Annotated in this window: 19 protein-coding genes; 5 read left to right on the forward strand and 14 right to left on the reverse strand. The window is 41.3% G+C overall.

Features of this window, described 5'->3' with window-relative positions:
* Nucleotides 1-16 precede the first annotated feature (16 nt).
* The 5 genes from AACM45_RS04845 (at nt 17) to AACM45_RS04865 (ending at nt 5,970) form a co-directional block, all read left to right on the forward strand.
* Nucleotides 17-2,182, forward strand: a complete 2,166-nt coding sequence (locus tag AACM45_RS04845) for a copper-translocating P-type ATPase (RefSeq protein WP_339141115.1) — start codon at nt 17-19, stop codon at nt 2,180-2,182.
* Complete coding sequence (locus AACM45_RS04850; protein ID WP_339141116.1) at nt 2,182-3,441, forward strand: MFS transporter; 1,260 nt, start codon at nt 2,182-2,184, stop codon at nt 3,439-3,441. Before AACM45_RS04845 ends, AACM45_RS04850 begins: the two co-directional genes overlap by 1 nt.
* A gap of 2 nt (nt 3,442-3,443) precedes the next feature.
* Nucleotides 3,444-4,637 (forward strand): phospholipase D-like domain-containing protein, encoded by a 1,194-nt coding sequence (locus tag AACM45_RS04855; RefSeq protein ID WP_339141117.1) that lies wholly within the window; start codon nt 3,444-3,446, stop codon nt 4,635-4,637.
* Nucleotides 4,638-4,811: 174 nt separating this feature from the next.
* Nucleotides 4,812-5,264, forward strand: a complete 453-nt coding sequence (locus tag AACM45_RS04860) for a pyridoxamine 5'-phosphate oxidase family protein (RefSeq protein WP_067035861.1) — start codon at nt 4,812-4,814, stop codon at nt 5,262-5,264.
* Nucleotides 5,265-5,463: 199 nt separating this feature from the next.
* Nucleotides 5,464-5,970 (forward strand): hypothetical protein, encoded by a 507-nt coding sequence (locus AACM45_RS04865; RefSeq protein ID WP_339141118.1) that lies wholly within the window; start codon nt 5,464-5,466, stop codon nt 5,968-5,970.
* Nucleotides 5,971-5,995: 25 nt separating this feature from the next.
* On the opposite strand, the gene AACM45_RS04870 is transcribed toward AACM45_RS04865, so the two are convergent.
* The 14 genes from AACM45_RS04870 to AACM45_RS04935 all read right to left on the reverse strand — a co-directional run bounded on the left by AACM45_RS04870 (nt 5,996) and on the right by AACM45_RS04935 (nt 16,290).
* Nucleotides 5,996-6,814, reverse strand: coding sequence for an NHL repeat-containing protein (locus tag AACM45_RS04870; RefSeq protein ID WP_121848256.1), 819 nt, complete (start codon nt 6,812-6,814; stop codon nt 5,996-5,998).
* On the reverse strand, nt 6,804-7,145 hold the full coding sequence (locus AACM45_RS04875; protein ID WP_339141119.1) for a hypothetical protein: 342 nt from the start codon (nt 7,143-7,145) through the stop codon (nt 6,804-6,806). Before AACM45_RS04875 ends, AACM45_RS04870 begins: the two co-directional genes overlap by 11 nt.
* Before the next feature lie 5 nt (nt 7,146-7,150).
* Nucleotides 7,151-7,636, reverse strand: a complete 486-nt coding sequence (locus tag AACM45_RS04880; protein ID WP_339141121.1) for a heavy-metal-associated domain-containing protein — start codon at nt 7,634-7,636, stop codon at nt 7,151-7,153.
* A 25-nt stretch (nt 7,637-7,661) separates the two neighbouring features.
* On the reverse strand, nt 7,662-8,531 hold the full coding sequence (locus tag AACM45_RS04885) for a hypothetical protein (protein WP_339141122.1): 870 nt from the start codon (nt 8,529-8,531) through the stop codon (nt 7,662-7,664).
* A gap of 17 nt (nt 8,532-8,548) precedes the next feature.
* Nucleotides 8,549-8,818, reverse strand: a complete 270-nt coding sequence (locus AACM45_RS04890) for a thioredoxin family protein (RefSeq protein ID WP_275615871.1) — start codon at nt 8,816-8,818, stop codon at nt 8,549-8,551.
* Nucleotides 8,819-8,973: 155 nt separating this feature from the next.
* Complete coding sequence (locus AACM45_RS04895) at nt 8,974-9,336, reverse strand: metal-sensitive transcriptional regulator (RefSeq protein ID WP_339141123.1); 363 nt, start codon at nt 9,334-9,336, stop codon at nt 8,974-8,976.
* Nucleotides 9,337-9,402: 66 nt separating this feature from the next.
* On the reverse strand, nt 9,403-9,618 hold the full coding sequence (locus AACM45_RS04900) for a GDCCVxC domain-containing (seleno)protein (RefSeq protein WP_339141124.1): 216 nt from the start codon (nt 9,616-9,618) through the stop codon (nt 9,403-9,405).
* 1 nt (nt 9,619) lies between these two features.
* Nucleotides 9,620-10,243, reverse strand: a complete 624-nt coding sequence (locus AACM45_RS04905) for a class I SAM-dependent methyltransferase (protein WP_339141125.1) — start codon at nt 10,241-10,243, stop codon at nt 9,620-9,622.
* 16 nt (nt 10,244-10,259) lie between these two features.
* Complete coding sequence (locus AACM45_RS04910; RefSeq protein ID WP_339141127.1) at nt 10,260-11,606, reverse strand: dihydrolipoyl dehydrogenase family protein; 1,347 nt, start codon at nt 11,604-11,606, stop codon at nt 10,260-10,262.
* Nucleotides 11,607-12,230: a mercuric transport protein MerTP gene (gene merTP / locus AACM45_RS04915; protein ID WP_339141128.1), complete on the reverse strand. Its 624-nt coding sequence runs from the start codon at nt 12,228-12,230 to the stop codon at nt 11,607-11,609.
* Nucleotides 12,231-12,232: 2 nt separating this feature from the next.
* Complete coding sequence (locus tag AACM45_RS04920; protein ID WP_339141129.1) at nt 12,233-12,604, reverse strand: ArsR/SmtB family transcription factor; 372 nt, start codon at nt 12,602-12,604, stop codon at nt 12,233-12,235.
* Between the two features lie 113 nt (nt 12,605-12,717).
* Nucleotides 12,718-13,845, reverse strand: coding sequence for a DUF4238 domain-containing protein (locus AACM45_RS04925; RefSeq protein WP_339141131.1), 1,128 nt, complete (start codon nt 13,843-13,845; stop codon nt 12,718-12,720).
* 18 nt (nt 13,846-13,863) lie between these two features.
* Entirely contained in the window at nt 13,864-15,828 is a 1,965-nt protein-coding gene (locus AACM45_RS04930) for a heavy metal translocating P-type ATPase (protein WP_339141133.1), read from the reverse strand.
* Nucleotides 15,829-15,873: 45 nt separating this feature from the next.
* Nucleotides 15,874-16,290 carry a Fur family transcriptional regulator gene (locus AACM45_RS04935; RefSeq protein ID WP_339141135.1) on the reverse strand — a complete coding sequence of 139 codons (417 nt, stop codon included), beginning with the start codon at nt 16,288-16,290 and terminating at the stop codon, nt 15,874-15,876.
* Nucleotides 16,291-16,305: the final 15 nt, after the last annotated feature.

A 16,305-nucleotide genomic window follows, 5' to 3' on the forward strand; every position in this document is an offset into this window, starting at 1 on the left:
CCTTAAATAGAATACTATGGACAATCACGAAGAGCACAAGAACAAAAAAATGGATCACTCTAAAATGGACCATTCTAAAATGAATCACAACAAAGATAACCACTCAAAAATGGATCACTCGAAAAAGGAAGATCCAAAATCCGACGACCATAGCAAGATGGATCATAGTAAAATGGATCACGGTTCTGGCGACCATTCAGGTCATAATCCAGGTCACGGTCAAATGGGTCACGACCATCACAAAATGATGATTGCCGATTTTCGAAAACGGTTTTGGGTAACGCTCGTGCTAACCATTCCCATATTGTTCTTCTCGCCAATGATACAGGAGTTTTTCGGATATGAATTTCTTTTACCAGGAAACCCATATATCCTATTTGCACTATCTACCATCGTCTATTTCTATGGAGGTTGGCCTTTCTTAAAAGGTTTTTGGTCAGAGGTCAAAAAGGGTGCACCTGGAATGATGACCCTAATTTCCATGGCCATAAGTGTTGCCTACTTTTATAGTACTGCCACAGTATTCGGACTAAGAGGCGAAGATTTTTTCTGGGAACTTTCAACACTAATCGCAATTATGCTTTTAGGCCATTGGATAGAAATGAAAAGTGTGCTAGGTGCATCAAAAGCCTTACAGTTATTAGTAAGTATGATGCCCGCCGAAGCCCACAGGGTAAAGGGTGATACTATAGAAGATATTCCCTTGGAAGATTTATTAAAAGACGATGTGATTTTAGTAAAGCCTGGTGAAAAAGTTCCTGCTGATGGGATTATAGTAGATGGTTCGAGTTACTTAAATGAATCAATGCTTACAGGGGAATCCAAGCCCGTGAAAAAAGATGAGAACGACAAAGTAATTGGTGGCTCAGTAAACGGCAATAGCACCTTAAAGGTTAAGGTAGAACATACCGGAAAGGACAGTTATCTCAACAAAGTAATCACAATGGTTGAGGAAGCGCAAAAGACCAAATCTAAAATGCAGAACCTTTCTGATAGGGCCGCAAAATGGTTAACCTACATTGCGTTAGCGATTGGCTTTGGGACATTAGCTGTTTGGCTCATTTTAGGCTTCCCTTTTGTATATGCCTTAGAGAGAATGGTAACGGTTATGGTTATCGCTTGCCCACACGCATTAGGACTTGCCATTCCGCTGGTAGTGGCCATATCTACCGCAGTATCTGCCCAAAATGGCTTATTGATAAGGAATCGAACAGCTTTTGAAGAATCCCGAAAAATATCAGCTTTATTGTTTGATAAAACCGGAACATTGACAAAAGGTGATTTTGGTGTCACAAGAGTTGAATCGGTTAAACAAGAATATTCAACAAAAGAAATCTTAAGGCTTTCAAGTGCTTTGGAACAGAGCTCGGAACATCCTATTGCAGTTGGAATTATAAAAAAGGTCAAAGAAGATAATATTACAATCCCGAAGCCAGAAAACTTTAATGCCATTACTGGTAAAGGTGTAGAGGCCAATGTGGAAGGTAAGCAAGTGAAAGTAGTAAGTCCGGGTTATTTAAGGGATGAAAAAATCACTATACCTGAAGATGCCTATAGTGACGCTGCTGAAACTGTTGTTTTTGTATTAATCGATGGACAGCTAGCAGGATACATTGCTCTTGCCGATGAAATAAGACCAGAATCTGCGGAAGCTATCAAAATATTCAAAAAGAATAATATCAAAGTTTTGATGGCCACAGGTGACAATGAAAAAACTGCAAAAGCCGTTAGCGATAAATTAGGTTTGGATGGCTATTATGCCGAGGTACTACCCCATCAAAAAGTGGAAATCGTAAAAGAGTTGGAAAGCAAAGGAGAGTTTGTGGCCATGACGGGCGATGGGGTCAATGACGCACCTGCATTGGCACAAGCCAACGTTGGAATAGCTGTGGGCTCCGGCACCGATGTTGCTGCGGAGACTGCGGACATTATTCTAGTGAACAGTAACCCACAGGATATTGCCAATTTGATTTTGTTCGGCAAGGCCACGTACAACAAAATGATTCAGAACCTAATATGGGCTACGGGCTATAACGTGGTGGCCATACCACTGGCCGCAGGTGTATTGTACTCATCAGGCTTTGTTCTGGGTCCCGCAGTCGGTGCCGTGTTTATGAGTTTGAGTACAATCATCGTGGCCATTAACGCCCAGTTATTGAAAAGAAAAATCGGGAAAAAGTAATGAATAGAAAGGACAAACTCAACAGGATATTTTTAGTTCTGTTAAGTTTATTTGTGGTAATGCTCGGGTACGGTATTTTATTGCCTACCCTGCCCTATTACACGGAAAGACTGGCTCTAAAAGACAATCTGGATACGGACCTTATCAACTTCCATATAGGAATGTTGACCAGTATTTATCCGTTGTTCCAGCTCTTGTTCGTTATCGTCTGGGGCAAGCTTTCCGATAAATACGGCCGTAAACCTATAATACTATTGGGGCTTGTAGGTTTTGTAGTGATGAACTTGCTAACGGGTCTTGCCACTTCCCTGTCGATGCTCTATATGGCCCGTATCATAGGGGGCATCTTTACGTCAGCGGTCATTCCCGTCAGTAATGCCTATTTAAGTGATATTACCTCAGAAAAGCGAAGGACCAAAATAATGGCCTGGTCCGGGGTCGCTATCAGTTCCGGTGTGATATTTGGCCCTGTTCTGGGGGGATTTCTGTCGCAAACGAACCTTCACTATACATACTCTTTTGGAGTGTTCCACCTAGACCGTTTTTCGGTTCCCTTTATTTTGGCCGCTCTTTTGGGCTTTGTGGTATTGCTGATAATCATAAAATGGCTAAAGAATACGGAAGTAAAAAGTCGTATTGCTTCTGAGGCAGTCAAATTCAGTTTTTCCCTGAGTAACTATTTTATCATTTTGTTGCTCTTATCCTTTGTGATGCAGTTCGTGGTTACCCTGTTTGAGACCGTGTTTTCAATTTATGGGAAGGATGAGTTGGCCTTTACAACCAATCAGGTGGGTATTGGTTTTATGCTTTGTGGTTCCGTGATGGCCGTTTTGCAACCCGTATTCGCAACCTATGGCGAAAAAATATTGACCTCTAAACAGCAAATAACATTGGGGTTATTGATATCGGGTGTTTCGTTAATCGTCTTCCCTTTTGTGAGCGCTGAACTATACATTTATGTTACTATAATAATTTTCGCAGCCGGGGGAGCCATGGTGACACCAAACCTGCTTTCGGCAGTTTCTTTGATATCCAAGGAAAACACGGGAAGGAATATATCCATTCAAAGTTCTACGAACAGTATCGGTCAAATTTTGGGTCCGGTATTGGGGACTTGGCTGATAGCGGGAGGGTTTTATTATCCTTTCATCATTGCCGGAGTAACCGTTTTGGTTTCTATGGGATTGGTTTATTTTTTGAAGCAACAAGATAAAGAGGTTAATCAGATCTTATTGGCCGACCAACATAAAAAAGGGTAGCGATGGATTATAAATGGAAAATTGAAAAACATACTAAAACAGCGTTTCAAAATGCTAAAGACAATTCAAAATATGTTGAATTGGTCCGTTCGGGAGAAGACTATTTTTTAAGGCTGGAAAAGTTAATCGATAAGGCGGAAAAGGAAATCCATTTACAGACCTATATTTTTGAAAACGATGAAACAGGAAACCGTATAGCTGCCTGTTTAAAGAAAGCCGCTCAACGAAAAGTAGAGGTATATGTCTTATTGGATGCGTATGGTAGCGCTGCATTACCCAATAGTTTTGCCCAGGATTTGGTACAGCATGGTATTTTACTTCGCTTTTTTTCGCCATTATTCTCCTTGAACAATTTTTATATCGGTAGGCGGATGCACCATAAAATTGCGGTCGCCGATGAAAAAATAGCACTGATAGGCGGAATCAATATTGCCGATAAATACCGCGGAACCACAGCTTCGGAACCTTGGTTGGACTATGCCGTTCAGTTGAATTGCCCGGCAGCTGAAAATCTTCAAAAACTGTGTAGCGACTATTTTTTCAAAAAAGGAAGCTCAAAAAAAATACCGCCCGTGTTACATTCGGCCGGTAGCGCACTCGTGGGAATTTTACAAAACGACTGGCTGCAGCGAAAAACGGAAGTCTGTGATGCCTACACGAACGCATTCATTTATGCCAAAGAGGAAATAGTAATTGTGAGCTCGTATTTTTTACCTGGAAACAGATTGGCAAAGGCTTTGAAAAAGACGTGTAAAAGAGGAATAAAAACAACGGTGATCTTAGCGGGTATTAGCGATGTGCCGTTGGTGCGTAGGGCCACCGAACATTTGTACTCGTCTTTTCTAGACCATCATATGAGAATTTTTGAATGGAATAATTCCGTAGTACACGGTAAAGCTGCGGTGGTTGACAACAAATGGTCTACCATAGGCTCATTTAACCTGAACAGTCTTAGTTGCTATGGCAGTATTGAAATGAACGTAGAAGTTCACTCGGTCAATTTTGCCAAAATTCTTCGGGCCGACTTTGAAATGGTTATAAGCCAGTGTAGCGAAATTACAAAGGGGAGTCTAAGACAAAGAGCCGGTATATTCAATAAGTTGGGTAATTGGATTTCTTACCAAATGGTACGCACAGCCATGCTTTTTCTAACCTTTCTTCCGCATTTAAGGTTTTTGAAAAATTATAGGTTATAATATGTTGGCAAGTGGTTAAATGGTTTCGCCTCTTTATCTGTCTGTACGGACAAGGCGATAAATCATGAGGCACAACAACTTAAAAAAGGAAATATATAATCGATGATGGAATACAAGTGGAAACTACACTTTGAAAAACACATAAGCAATCAGTAATATTCAAAAACAATAGCAATGACAGATTTAACAACTAGTGCGATTGAGCGCGTCCTCAGAAACAATTACCTCGGCCACTTGGCCTATCTATGGCAAGGGAAGCCTTATTTGATTCCCATCACCTATTATTTTGATCCTGCCGACAATACGATCATTAGCTATACCTCGGATGGCCATAAAATCAATGCGATGCGAAATAACAACTCGGTTACCGTACAGGTAGAAGAAATACAATCGATGTTCAATTGGGAATCGGCCATGGTGCACGGCACATTCGAAGAACTTGAGGGCAACATTGCCAAACAAAAGTTACACCTTTTTACCGAAGGCGTGAAGAGCATTATCCGTAGAAAAGAACGGAGAGAGGTTGAGTTTATCAATGAATTTTCGAGCAAATTATACGAAAGGGGAAATCCGATTGTTTATCAGGTCAAAATACTTGAGATTTCAGGAAAACGACGGGAAACGTAAAAGCAACATCGCTAATCGGATAGCCATTTTTGGCCTTGACAACCCAACAGGTCTAAATTCCAATACGAGAATCTTATTTGTATTTTGAAATTGTTTAGCGGATGGCCATTTAAAACAACTTTTGAACCCCATCTGACTATAATTCTTTAAAATGGATGTACTAATGTAGGATAAGATGTAACTTTATATCAATCGAGTAATGACAAAACAAACAATTTACATACTGTCACTTTCCTTGTTGGTTATGTGGGCTTGCAAAAAAGACGACCAAAGTTCACAACAAGTCAACCTTTTGTTTACCGAAAATAATTTAGCAGGAGATTGGAAAAGGATTGCAGAATTTAGAGGACAACCCAATGATTCATTGGGCATATTGGAGCCCTTGGAAGATTTGTTTGCCCAATTCGAAAATTGCCGAAAAGATGACATTATCAGATATGTTAAGGGCGACGAGCAAGAAGATAACCGCTATTTCTGGGGAATCGGGGCAATTGCCTGTCATAGCCAGATATCAAAAACTTTCACTGAAATTGGCACTTGGTCTCTCGAAGAATCAGGAAAACTGAGCCATGTTAATTCTAATACAAGTGAATACCATATTGTAATTCAATTAAATGCCCAACAATTACTTGTCAGAAGTGAATCGGATGAAAACGAGACTGGTGGGACTACGTTTGAATTTACGGAGTATGAACGTATAAGATAACATTTATAAAAATATCCAATTGATATTACCTACCATAAAGGGATATTGAATTGTTCTTGAAATTGGCGATGAAAAGCATTCCCTTGTCAAAGTGAATATCTGTTGGATAGAAAATGGCTTCCTTTAATATTTGCAGCAACTTTCCTTGATAATCAAAAATTAATATCCGGTTATTTTCTTGGTCGGTGATGGCTAATTCATTAGTGCTCAAAGCAATGCCGGAGGCCACGTTTATTTTTTCATTTAAGCCGATAGTCTTGATGTGGTTTCCATCAAAATCAAAGACCTGAACCCGATGGTTGTACGCATCGGCCACGAATACCTTACCATCCTTTAGTTTTACATCTATTGGATAATACAATTGGCCCTCATTATGGCCTTGCTTTCCAATAGTATAGCTATAATTTGGTGTCTGAACGATGATACGATGGTTATAGAAATCGGCTACCAGAATGGTATCCCCATATACAGAAACACCCGCCGGGGCCTGTGGTCGTTTGTTGATTTTCAACGGACTGGTTTTACCTTTTTTATATTGCCAGATGGTGTCGGTCAAGAATTCGGGTATGTAAAGTGTTTCCTTATCCATATGGATGTTCATCGGCCGTTGTATCCCCGTGATGGAATCCAACACCTTTCCATTCAGGTCGATTTTATACAAGCGGAAATAATCCGGATCTGAAAACCAAATGGCCTCCTCGTCCTTGGCCAAAGCCAAGGGGCGGGCTTCTTTGGGAAGTATAATTTTCCGTTCGAACTGCCATTGTTCTTTCGTTCTTTCACAACCAGATGTGAGAAGAACCAAAGCAAAAACCGAAAAAATGAATAACTTTCTAAAGTTCATACCAGTAGTTTAAAATCATAAGAGCAAGAATCAGCAAGGTAAATGTCCAGAGAAACCAAGTGTTGATAATGCGTTTCCTTTTGTCGTTTTGGCAGGTTTCCTCTCCACTGCATTTTCTTGAATTTTGAAAATTCCTTAAATGGGCGAACCCAAGGGCACCGGCCGAAAAGATGGTCAGAGAGGGTTGGGCAGGATGTACCCATTCAAAAGTTGAGCCCAAGAAACCAAATCCCGCGCCGACCGATAGCAGAGCAGGCAAAAAACAGCACATCAAGGGAAGAAGGGCGGCAACCAAGCTGCTTCCCAATACCATTTTGGAAATAGTCTTCATAAAACCTATTCGATTTTGGTTAGTACGATGGACCATTGGCCAGAGAGGTTATCATCTTCCTCATCCTGTACCGTTCCGCTTATGGTTGCTGTTCCAACGGTTAATTTTTGTAACAACGCCGTAGGAGTATCCTGCGATACGGAAAATCGTTCATTAGCGGTCTCAATGTACCATTGGCCATCTTCTTTCTTCGCGTTTCCAATTAGGGTCACTTCAGCTTTTTTTGCCGAAAAACCGTTCTTTTTTACCTCTTCCTGAATGCTACGTAATTTAAGTCCGTTCTCGGCAGCCAATCCCATATATGCCTTTCCGTCATTGAGGCTGACACGCACTTCCTGAAGCCCATCCATCTTTTTCAGTCCCCGCTCTAGGCCATAGGCGCAAGGGGCGCAATCCATTCCATACACTTCTTGGTCAACTTTGGTAATTTGCCCCGATGCTGTGCCAATTCCGAACAGACCTATCATCATAATTCTAAACATATTTCTCATTTTATACATTTTTAAAATTCTTGCTTTATAACCAGTAGCTTAAGTTTATGGCCAATCGATACCTTTCTTTCACTGCCCCAAGTGTCAAGTCCTGTACGACCGGAAACATCGCACCGAACGATATTCCCCAAGCACCGTAAAGTCCCAGAAAAGAGGGCCCGACCAATACTTTTGTGCTACGCGAATCTGTAAAGTCCATTTGCCCCTCAAATTTATTGTCGCCAGGGAATTCGGCCAATGATTCTATGAAAATGCGCCAATCGGGCTTTGGGTAATCGCCCATAAATATATTGGGGCGATACCCCACTACCGCACTGGCGTAGGGCAGGTCGCCCAATTGTTCACCATCTTTCTCAAAATAATATTGATAACCACCCCCAATCCATCCATACCAGGTACGCGAGGCATAGCCTGTTGAAATGGCAGCGTGTACCGAGTTGCCCACGTTGACCTGTCCCCTGACATCATCGGTTGGTGCAGAAACGCCCACGATGGCAGTGGACTCAAAACGCTTCCCCACACCAAAAGCATTCGAGAAAAACCGGTACCAAAGGGAAGCCTCAATATCACCGTTGGCGGGCATATTGCTATTGCCCCTTGTCCTTGGTGCATCACCCAACCGTTCTATCATCGTGGGGGTGGTCAGGTTGATCTGCAGGTCTTCCGTAATGCCATAGGAAAACAGATAGCGGAGCATATAGGACGTTTCATCTTCCGTGCTCAAACTCATACTTGCCACGTTCAGATCTACACCACCTTTGGCCAAAGTCGGTGTCTGCAAACCATATAAAGGGCCGTGACCCTGGGCCATCGCCGTTCCTGTTACGGCCAATAGCAATATCAATAGTAGATAGCTAATGTTCAGCGATATTTTCGGGAATATTTTGCGAATCATACTTAACTGTTTTTTAATTATGATTGTCCAATTCCTGCTTCCATCAATCTTTCCTTGGTAATGGCCGAGTCCTTACAGCAGTCCAGCAATTTGCCGTTCACTATCACAGCGGGAACTTTCTTTATGCCGTATTCATCCAACTTATCAAGACAAATCTTGTCTTCACACTGCTGGACCAAATCATAGGTCGTTACCTCACATTTATCACAAGCCAATTCCCTGATCATTTTGACCACCGGGTCACAGACTGGACAATTGGCCGTAAAAACTTCTACTTGACGTTTCATTCTTTCAATTTTAATTATTCATAAATCGTTTCATTGTTAGTAAATCATAACAACAGTTTAAAGGTAGAATGGTGGGTGGGGTGGTCTCCAAATAAAATTTCAAAAAAAATGACCCACGTTTCGTGGGCCATAAATGCTATGCTAATTGGAAGGATTCAACCATTTTTGTATGCTTCAAGCTTGGCCTTGAGCACATCGATTTCCTTCATCTTTTCAGTTAGGTTGTCCAATTCCAAATCTGGAAACTGTTTTCTTATAAATTCGATATGGTCTTCATTGCCACAATTTCCAGGGCAGGCCTTGACAGTTTCGGATATTTTTATGGCCAAAGCTTTTCGATAAACTTCGTCCAGTAACAGAAAATGGGCTTTATCCAATCCTTTCTGTGCTGCCTTGAACTGTATTAAAATCTTCTCTGGGTCTGTATCTTCATCGAGCATTTTAATGAGGCCACCAATTTGCCCATTGATACTTTGCAACCTCGTTTTTATGTCCTTGCTTAAATCTCGTGGTATCATCGATTTTAAAATTTTGGCAATATATAATTGTACTGGGGGTGCTCTACAAATTTATCCTGAAATTATTCAACAACAACCAGAGCCTTCTTGTATTGGTGGGCAGGCTACCGTACCATAGGAACAAAATACACAACAATCCCCCTCTTTCGGCTTTAACAGGGCTTTGCAATTATTGCATTCGTAGAAAAATTGGCAGGCCGTTGTGGGCATTTCTTCCTCTTTTTTAAAACTGCACTTAGGGCAGGTAATGGTTGAATTTAAAAGGATTCTCTCGTAGTCCATATTATTTTTTCTGAAACAGGTTATAAATAAAATTTTGCTCTGTTTTAAAAGGGGTTTTATGAATTTTTTCAAAGGATTCCAATAGGGTGAAATCTACTTTAAACAATTCCTTTAGTTTTTCAGGAGAATATTGGGTAATCTCCAATCCACTACATCTTTTTGGCCCGGTGGTCGAAAAAGTTGCCAGTATAAAATACGCTCCCGTCTTAAGGGAACGACCTAGTACGTCAATATACTTTAAGATATCTTCTTCCCGTGTGAAGAAATGAAAAGTAGCCCGGTCGTGCCATAACTCAAAGTCTTGGGTCGGTTCAAAATTCAATATGTCCGAATTTATCCACTGCACCTTTGCGGCTGACTTGCCTAATTTTGATTTGGTACGCTGAAGTGCATTTTCTGAAATATCAAGAATGGACAGGTTGTTATAGCCATTTTTCAACAAATGACTTATAAGGTTTGAGTTTCCCCCGCCAATATCAATAATTGAACTATCTTTGGGTAAGTCAAGGGAAGCTATAATATCCAATGAAGTCAAGGGTTTCCCTTCAAACCAACTTACTTCTTCATCACTTTTTCCGGTATAAACCTCTTCCCAGTGCTTTTTAGTGTATTCATCACTTTTCATAAATTTTGATATTTTGTTAAAGCATATAGGGAATATCCGAGGATAATGTTGGATAAGAAAAAATCATCGTCCTTAAATCGTTGATTCTCATCTTGGTCTTTATCGCTATTGCGAACAAATTAATGGTTTCCTCGGCGTTGGGACCAATTAAATGTGCTCCCAGTATCGTATGATCTTCTTTATCGACAATAGTCTTAAAGGCATATTCCTTAACATTCAACCGCTCTGCGTTGAACCAATTGCCCACCCCGTTATAATTGACCTGATATTCGATTTTTTGTGATTTGGCCTCTGCCTCGGTCAGACCTACGGCTGCTAATGTTGGCAAAGTGAAAACCACGGAGGGCATCGGTGGATAGCTCACTTTTTTCGTGTTCCCCTTGATGATATTCGAAGCTACAATATGTCCTTCCATAACGGCTACAGGTGTCAGGGGCAGTCCTTTTGAATCTGTCGCATCTCCGGCCGCATAAACATTTGGGTTCGATGCGCTTTGAAGATATTCGTTGACGGCAACCCCTTCTTTTGAAAAGAATATTCCGGACTTGTCCAGCTCCAAATCAAAAATTGCAGGCTGGCGACCGGCCGAATTGAAAACGGTTTCCGTTCTAAATGTCATTTCTTTACCGTCGGTAGTTCCTGTAACTGTATAGTGGTTATCTCTCTTTTCGATTTTAGAAACTTCGGTCGCTAGAACCAGTTTTATTCCCAATTCCTTCGTGGCATTTATCAAGTGTACTACAATATCCTGTTCAAAGTTTTCCAAAGGTCGTTTGCCCCTATGTACAATAGTTACATCGGCACCACAACGGGCGGCGATATGTGCAAATTCAAAGGCGATGTAACCTCCGCCAATAAAGAGCAGGGATTGGGGCAGCTCCTTTAGATTGAGGAAATCGGTACTCGAAAGTGCCAAGTACCCACCTTCAAAATCCAGTACCCTTGGTTTTGCGCCCGTTGCAATCACAATCTTGTCGGCTTCGATAGTATCTGTTCCCAACTGTAGGGTATTTTTGGACAGAAATTTTGCCGAAGAATGATAGGTGTCTATATCATTATGCCTGTATCCTTTTTCTATTTTGGGCGGCATTGCATCCACAAAGGATTGTTTGAAGGCCATAATATCCCGCCAATTGACATTGGGAACCGTATCGATACCCTTATCCTTTAAGCGTATTGCAAAATCCCTTACTTCTGTCGCACCGATGATTACCTTTTTGGGGTCGCAACCTCTTAGCGCGCAGGTTCCACCGTAGGGCAGTTCGTCAGTAATGCCTACCTTAAGGCCTTTGGAAGCACATTTATTGGCAATGGTCATCCCTGCCATCCCGGAACCGATAACAAAAACATCGTACTTTTTCATCTACTCGTTTTCTTTGTTTTCACCATCGATTACTTTATAACCTGTGCTGTTTATCGCTTTTTGGATTGCGGCCAAATCGGTTTTGGTCTTATCATATTCCACCACGGTATTCGCACCTTCGTAACTTGCCTTGACCGATAATATGCCATCCAGTTTATTTACCTCGCTCTCTACGTGGGCTTCACACCCTGCGCAGGTCATTCCCTCAACAGTAAAAGTGTACTTTACGATATTGGATTGCGAAACATAAATAACATCCTTACTGGGCTGTGCATAAAATAAATTGGAGTAATAGGGGAATGCCAGCATCAATCCCGCAAATGCCGTAACTATAAATAGAAACTTTTTGGATTGCCAAAAGGAGGGTTTTGCATCATCCTCACAGGCACAGTCAATTTCCTCCTGTGTTTTTGGTCGTAGTTTCTGGTACCAGGCAAAGACCAATACGAGTATAGTGATGCCGATAAGATAAGGTCGAAATGGTTCCATCCAAGAAAAGGTCGATGCAATTCCGCTTGTTCCCGCAATCAATGCCAAAACCGGGGTTATACAACATATTGATGCCGCTATGGCCGTGAATATTCCTGCATAGGCGACCTTGTTCGAGGTTTTTCCTGTTTCCATTTTTATGCTACCTTTTTATTTTTCTGAATTTTGGTAAATACATTTTCCAATACCTCATTGTGATTCTGAACCAATGAATAATACAGGGTCTGCCCCTCACGTCTCGAAGTAATCAATCCCACATCCTTCATTTTACGGATATGCTGCGAAATCGCTGGGACACTCATTTCAAGTATATCGGCAAAATCGCAGGGACAAAGCTCACCTTCCTCATTTAACAGGAATAGTATCCTTAATCGCGTTTCGTTACCGGCCAGGGCTAGCACTTTGCTGATTTCGACAATCGCCTCTGAGTTTGTTCCCAAGGTTTCGCGACAACGCATTAGCTGCTTTTGGTCGGCCTCGGCGCGTGTACAACTTAATTCAAGTGCCATAGTACTGTTTTTGACAAAGATATATTAATATAATTATTTAAGCAAATACTTAAATATATGAATAAACCATAATTTACTTCCAAATAAACTCAATATTTAAGCTCATTTTATTGTTATTTCCATTTGCCCATAACAATAAGCAATCGCTTCAATTGTAGCAGTTGATCTTCATTTTTGAAATGTTCGTGCGCTAACATCCTTTTGAGTTGTGCAGTTGCTCCTTCTGAGGGAAAGCCTGAAGTCTCGCAAATTTTGTGAAACTTTTGCATTTGTTCAAGTTTGAATTTTGCTTTTTCAACAAAGCGTTCGGCATTCTCGTCCTGTTCATAGCTTGATTGAATCTCGAAATGTCTTTCAATCGTTCCGGGCTTGCCAATTATTAATTTTTCCGCATTACTCTGGATAATTGAGTTCGTAGTAAAAACGTAATCCCTATCGTGAACCATTCTGTTAATTCTGGTTTGACCGTCGGCAATACTATTCGGAAAGATTTCAAGATAATATTTAGTGTCCATTGGTAAGGTAATTACTGAATTTGGATTAAACAGACCTTCGAATCGGGTTGAGTTTATGCCACGAATCGAGACTGGATTATCGCAGGTAATTAAAGGCGCATTCGCATCATCGATTCGATGTACATTTATAGTGCAATCGTATTTGAAGTCTACAAATTCTTTCCATCTTTCCAAATGATTAACTATGAATTTTAATCTATTGCGCTCTTTGAATTCGTGTCTAACCTTATCAATGTCCTTTTTATTGAACTCATATTTTTCCTCTTCAAATGAGAACTTTACATCGCCGTTAGCATCTGCATATAGCAACATCCTATCTAAAATCTGGTCAGTAAAGGCATTATGATGATTAAGAACTTTTGGGGTGCGGAAATAGAGCGATAGACAAACGTATAATACCTGTCTTTTTTGTTCAGGTGTCAGAACCATTACCTTTTCATCTATCAGTAATGCATATATTTTCGGAAACTCGGAATCTACGTGTTTCGCATAGTGATGTTCCAAAGCATATTTCCTATCGACTTCGGCATTGGGAATAGTGTAGAGGTTCTTTTTGAAGCAGATGCTTTTCGTACTAATTTGCTCTAAGAGAAATTCGTCTTCTAATTTGTAGGCATCGACGAAATAGTTTCCTTTTTTACCTTCCACGCCAAAATTTTTAAGGTACGAGCGAGGGATGTAATGCTGTTTTATTGGTTCATTTTTTGGCATAATGGAATATAGCATTTCTTTCAAAATATATCATTACCACTTCTTTTTCTGTAACCGCACCGCATTAAAAATAGCTAAAAGAGCTACCCCCACATCAGCAAATACCGCTTCCCACATCGTGGCAAGTCCTCCTGCGCCCAGAATAAGCACGATAATTTTTACCCCGAATGCCAATCCGATATTCTGCCAAACGATGCTTCGGGTAGAACGACCTATTTTGACAGCTCTTGCTATTTTGCTCGGTTGATCGGTCTGGATAATTATATCAGCAGTTTCAATTGCTACATCACTGCCCAGACCGCCCATTGCGATTCCTACATCGCTGGCGGCAAGTACCGGAGCATCGTTGATACCGTCCCCCATAAATGCTACCGTGGTTTCAGGTTGTTTCTTGAGTTCTTCTACCTCGTTCAGTTTATCTTCTGGCAGGAGACCGCCTTTTGCCCAATCGACGTTCAATTCCTTGGAAATCTGTTGCGTGATGGAATCCTTATCGCCGGATAGCATTATGATTTTAGAAATACCTGCTTCCCTTATTTGCTTGATGGCTTGGTGCGCATCTTCCTTAAGCTCATCGGCAATGGTCACGTAACCTGCGAATTTCCCATCAATAGCAACCATTACTATTGATTCTACAATGCTATCGGTTTCAGATGGCACTTCTATACCGTTTGAAGTCATCAGAGCCTTATTTCCCACTAAGACCTGCTTTCTGTTGACCGTTCCTTTCAGTCCTTTTCCGGCGACTTCGGAAACTTCTGTCGCTTCAAAATCCGCACCGTCTGCTTTGTATTCCAATATCGCCTTTGCAATGGGATGGGTGGATTGTTCTTCCATAGCCATTAGGTACAACATAAATTCCGCTTCGGTAAAAGCCGAGCTGTTTACTACTTCCTTAATCTTAAATACCCCCTTGGTAACGGTTCCCGTTTTGTCCATTACCACCGTATTCACTTTGGTCATTGCATCGAGAAAGGATGCGCCCTTGAACAGAATACCGTTTCGTGATGCTGCACCCAATCCGCCGAAATAACCCAATGGAATGGAAATGACCAATGCACAAGGGCAGGAAATCACCAAGAATATCAGTGCACGGTAGAGCCAATCCCTAAACACGTAATCGTCCACAAAAAAGTAAGGCAAGAATGTAAGCCCAATAGCGAGGAAAACGACGATAGGGGTGTAAATCCTTGCAAATTTTCTGATGAACAGTTCGGTCTTTGATTTTCGGGCAGTGGCGTTCTGCACCATATCCAGGATTCGGGCGATGGAACTGTCCTTAAATTCCTTGGTGGTCTCCACTTCGATGACACCAATAAGGCTGATGCTCCCGGCAAAGACCTTTTCGTCCTTTCCAATGGTATCGGGTTTGCTTTCACCGGTAATGGCAGCCGTATTCAGCGATGCCTTTTCGGACAAAAGAATCCCGTCCAAAGGAATTTTTTCGCCCACTCGCACCTGTATCTTTTCGCCAATCTCGACCGTTTCGGGATTGACAGAAACAAAATCCCCATTGCGATAGACCAGTGCTACATCAGGTCGCGCATCCAAGAGCGCCTTAATGTTCCCCTTGGCACGATTGACCGCTGCACTTTGGAACAGTTCGCCCACGGCATAAAATAACATTACGGCCACACCTTCGGGATATTCGCCTATAGCAAATGCGCCCAGAGTTGCAATGGACATCAAGAAAAACTCGGTAAAGAAATCGCCGTTTTTGATACTGTTCCAACCTTCCTTGATTACCGGAAACCCAACGGGAATATAAGCAACCGTGTACCATACAATTCGTACCCATCCCTCAAAGAAAGGGAAGGCATCGAAGTAATCCACGGCAATACCGATAATCAGCATCACAAAGCTGAATATCGCAGGTAGGTAGGTTCTAAAATTGGATGCTTCTTCTGGACCACTGTGATTATGTCCATCATCGTGTGAATGCTCGCCCTGATGTTTCTTAGGGTCTAAATCGCGTAAGTTTACTTTTTTCTTTTTCATAATGGGCTTAAAATTCTTTAAAATAAGACTGCAACAGAAGTGCATTTACTGTCCACTACATTTATCACAAATTCCTTTGAGTACTAAGTTGGCATCCTCGGCTACAAAACCATCAGGTAAATTAATATGCGGAATTTTGTGCTCAGTCAAACAAACGGTCTCATCGCAGTTATTGCAATGAAAATGCAAGTGCAAATCTTGTTCAAGGCTACAGTCACAACCTGGTTCACAAAGAGCATATTTTTGTATGCCCGTACCATCATCTATTTGGTGTACAATCTTCTTTTCCTCAAAAGTGCGCAGTGTTCTATACAAAGTTGTACGTTCGGCTTTCGCAAAAGCAGTCTCAATATCTGTTAACGAAGTCGCTGCTTCTTTTTCTGCTAAATACTTATAAATCAATATTCGCATTGCAGTAGGACGAACGCCATTTTCGGTAAGTCTTTGTTCTATTTCTTTCATTTTTTAGTTGTGTTT

Source organism: Croceitalea sp. MTPC5, from assembly GCF_036985505.1.
Lineage (GTDB): Bacteria > Bacteroidota > Bacteroidia > Flavobacteriales > Flavobacteriaceae > Croceitalea.

Excerpts from the sequence above, each read along its gene's own strand:
- AACM45_RS04845 (WP_339141115.1), top strand. The coding sequence starts at position 17 with ATGGACAATCACGAAGAGCACAAGAACAAAAAAATGGATCACTCTAAA.
- AACM45_RS04850 (WP_339141116.1), top strand. The coding sequence starts at position 2,182 with ATGAATAGAAAGGACAAACTCAACAGGATATTTTTAGTTCTGTTAAGT.
- AACM45_RS04855 (WP_339141117.1), top strand. The coding sequence starts at position 3,444 with ATGGATTATAAATGGAAAATTGAAAAACATACTAAAACAGCGTTTCAA.
- AACM45_RS04860 (WP_067035861.1), top strand. The coding sequence starts at position 4,812 with ATGACAGATTTAACAACTAGTGCGATTGAGCGCGTCCTCAGAAACAAT.
- AACM45_RS04865 (WP_339141118.1), top strand. The coding sequence starts at position 5,464 with ATGACAAAACAAACAATTTACATACTGTCACTTTCCTTGTTGGTTATG.
- AACM45_RS04870 (WP_121848256.1), bottom strand. The coding sequence starts at position 6,814 with ATGAACTTTAGAAAGTTATTCATTTTTTCGGTTTTTGCTTTGGTTCTT.
- AACM45_RS04875 (WP_339141119.1), bottom strand. The coding sequence starts at position 7,145 with ATGAAGACTATTTCCAAAATGGTATTGGGAAGCAGCTTGGTTGCCGCC.
- AACM45_RS04880 (WP_339141121.1), bottom strand. The coding sequence starts at position 7,636 with ATGAGAAATATGTTTAGAATTATGATGATAGGTCTGTTCGGAATTGGC.
- AACM45_RS04885 (WP_339141122.1), bottom strand. The coding sequence starts at position 8,531 with ATGATTCGCAAAATATTCCCGAAAATATCGCTGAACATTAGCTATCTA.
- AACM45_RS04890 (WP_275615871.1), bottom strand. The coding sequence starts at position 8,818 with ATGAAACGTCAAGTAGAAGTTTTTACGGCCAATTGTCCAGTCTGTGAC.
- AACM45_RS04895 (WP_339141123.1), bottom strand. The coding sequence starts at position 9,336 with ATGATACCACGAGATTTAAGCAAGGACATAAAAACGAGGTTGCAAAGT.
- AACM45_RS04900 (WP_339141124.1), bottom strand. The coding sequence starts at position 9,618 with ATGGACTACGAGAGAATCCTTTTAAATTCAACCATTACCTGCCCTAAG.
- AACM45_RS04905 (WP_339141125.1), bottom strand. The coding sequence starts at position 10,243 with ATGAAAAGTGATGAATACACTAAAAAGCACTGGGAAGAGGTTTATACC.
- AACM45_RS04910 (WP_339141127.1), bottom strand. The coding sequence starts at position 11,606 with ATGAAAAAGTACGATGTTTTTGTTATCGGTTCCGGGATGGCAGGGATG.
- merTP (WP_339141128.1), bottom strand. The coding sequence starts at position 12,230 with ATGGAAACAGGAAAAACCTCGAACAAGGTCGCCTATGCAGGAATATTC.
- AACM45_RS04920 (WP_339141129.1), bottom strand. The coding sequence starts at position 12,604 with ATGGCACTTGAATTAAGTTGTACACGCGCCGAGGCCGACCAAAAGCAG.
- AACM45_RS04925 (WP_339141131.1), bottom strand. The coding sequence starts at position 13,845 with ATGCTATATTCCATTATGCCAAAAAATGAACCAATAAAACAGCATTAC.
- AACM45_RS04930 (WP_339141133.1), bottom strand. The coding sequence starts at position 15,828 with ATGAAAAAGAAAAAAGTAAACTTACGCGATTTAGACCCTAAGAAACAT.
- AACM45_RS04935 (WP_339141135.1), bottom strand. The coding sequence starts at position 16,290 with ATGAAAGAAATAGAACAAAGACTTACCGAAAATGGCGTTCGTCCTACT.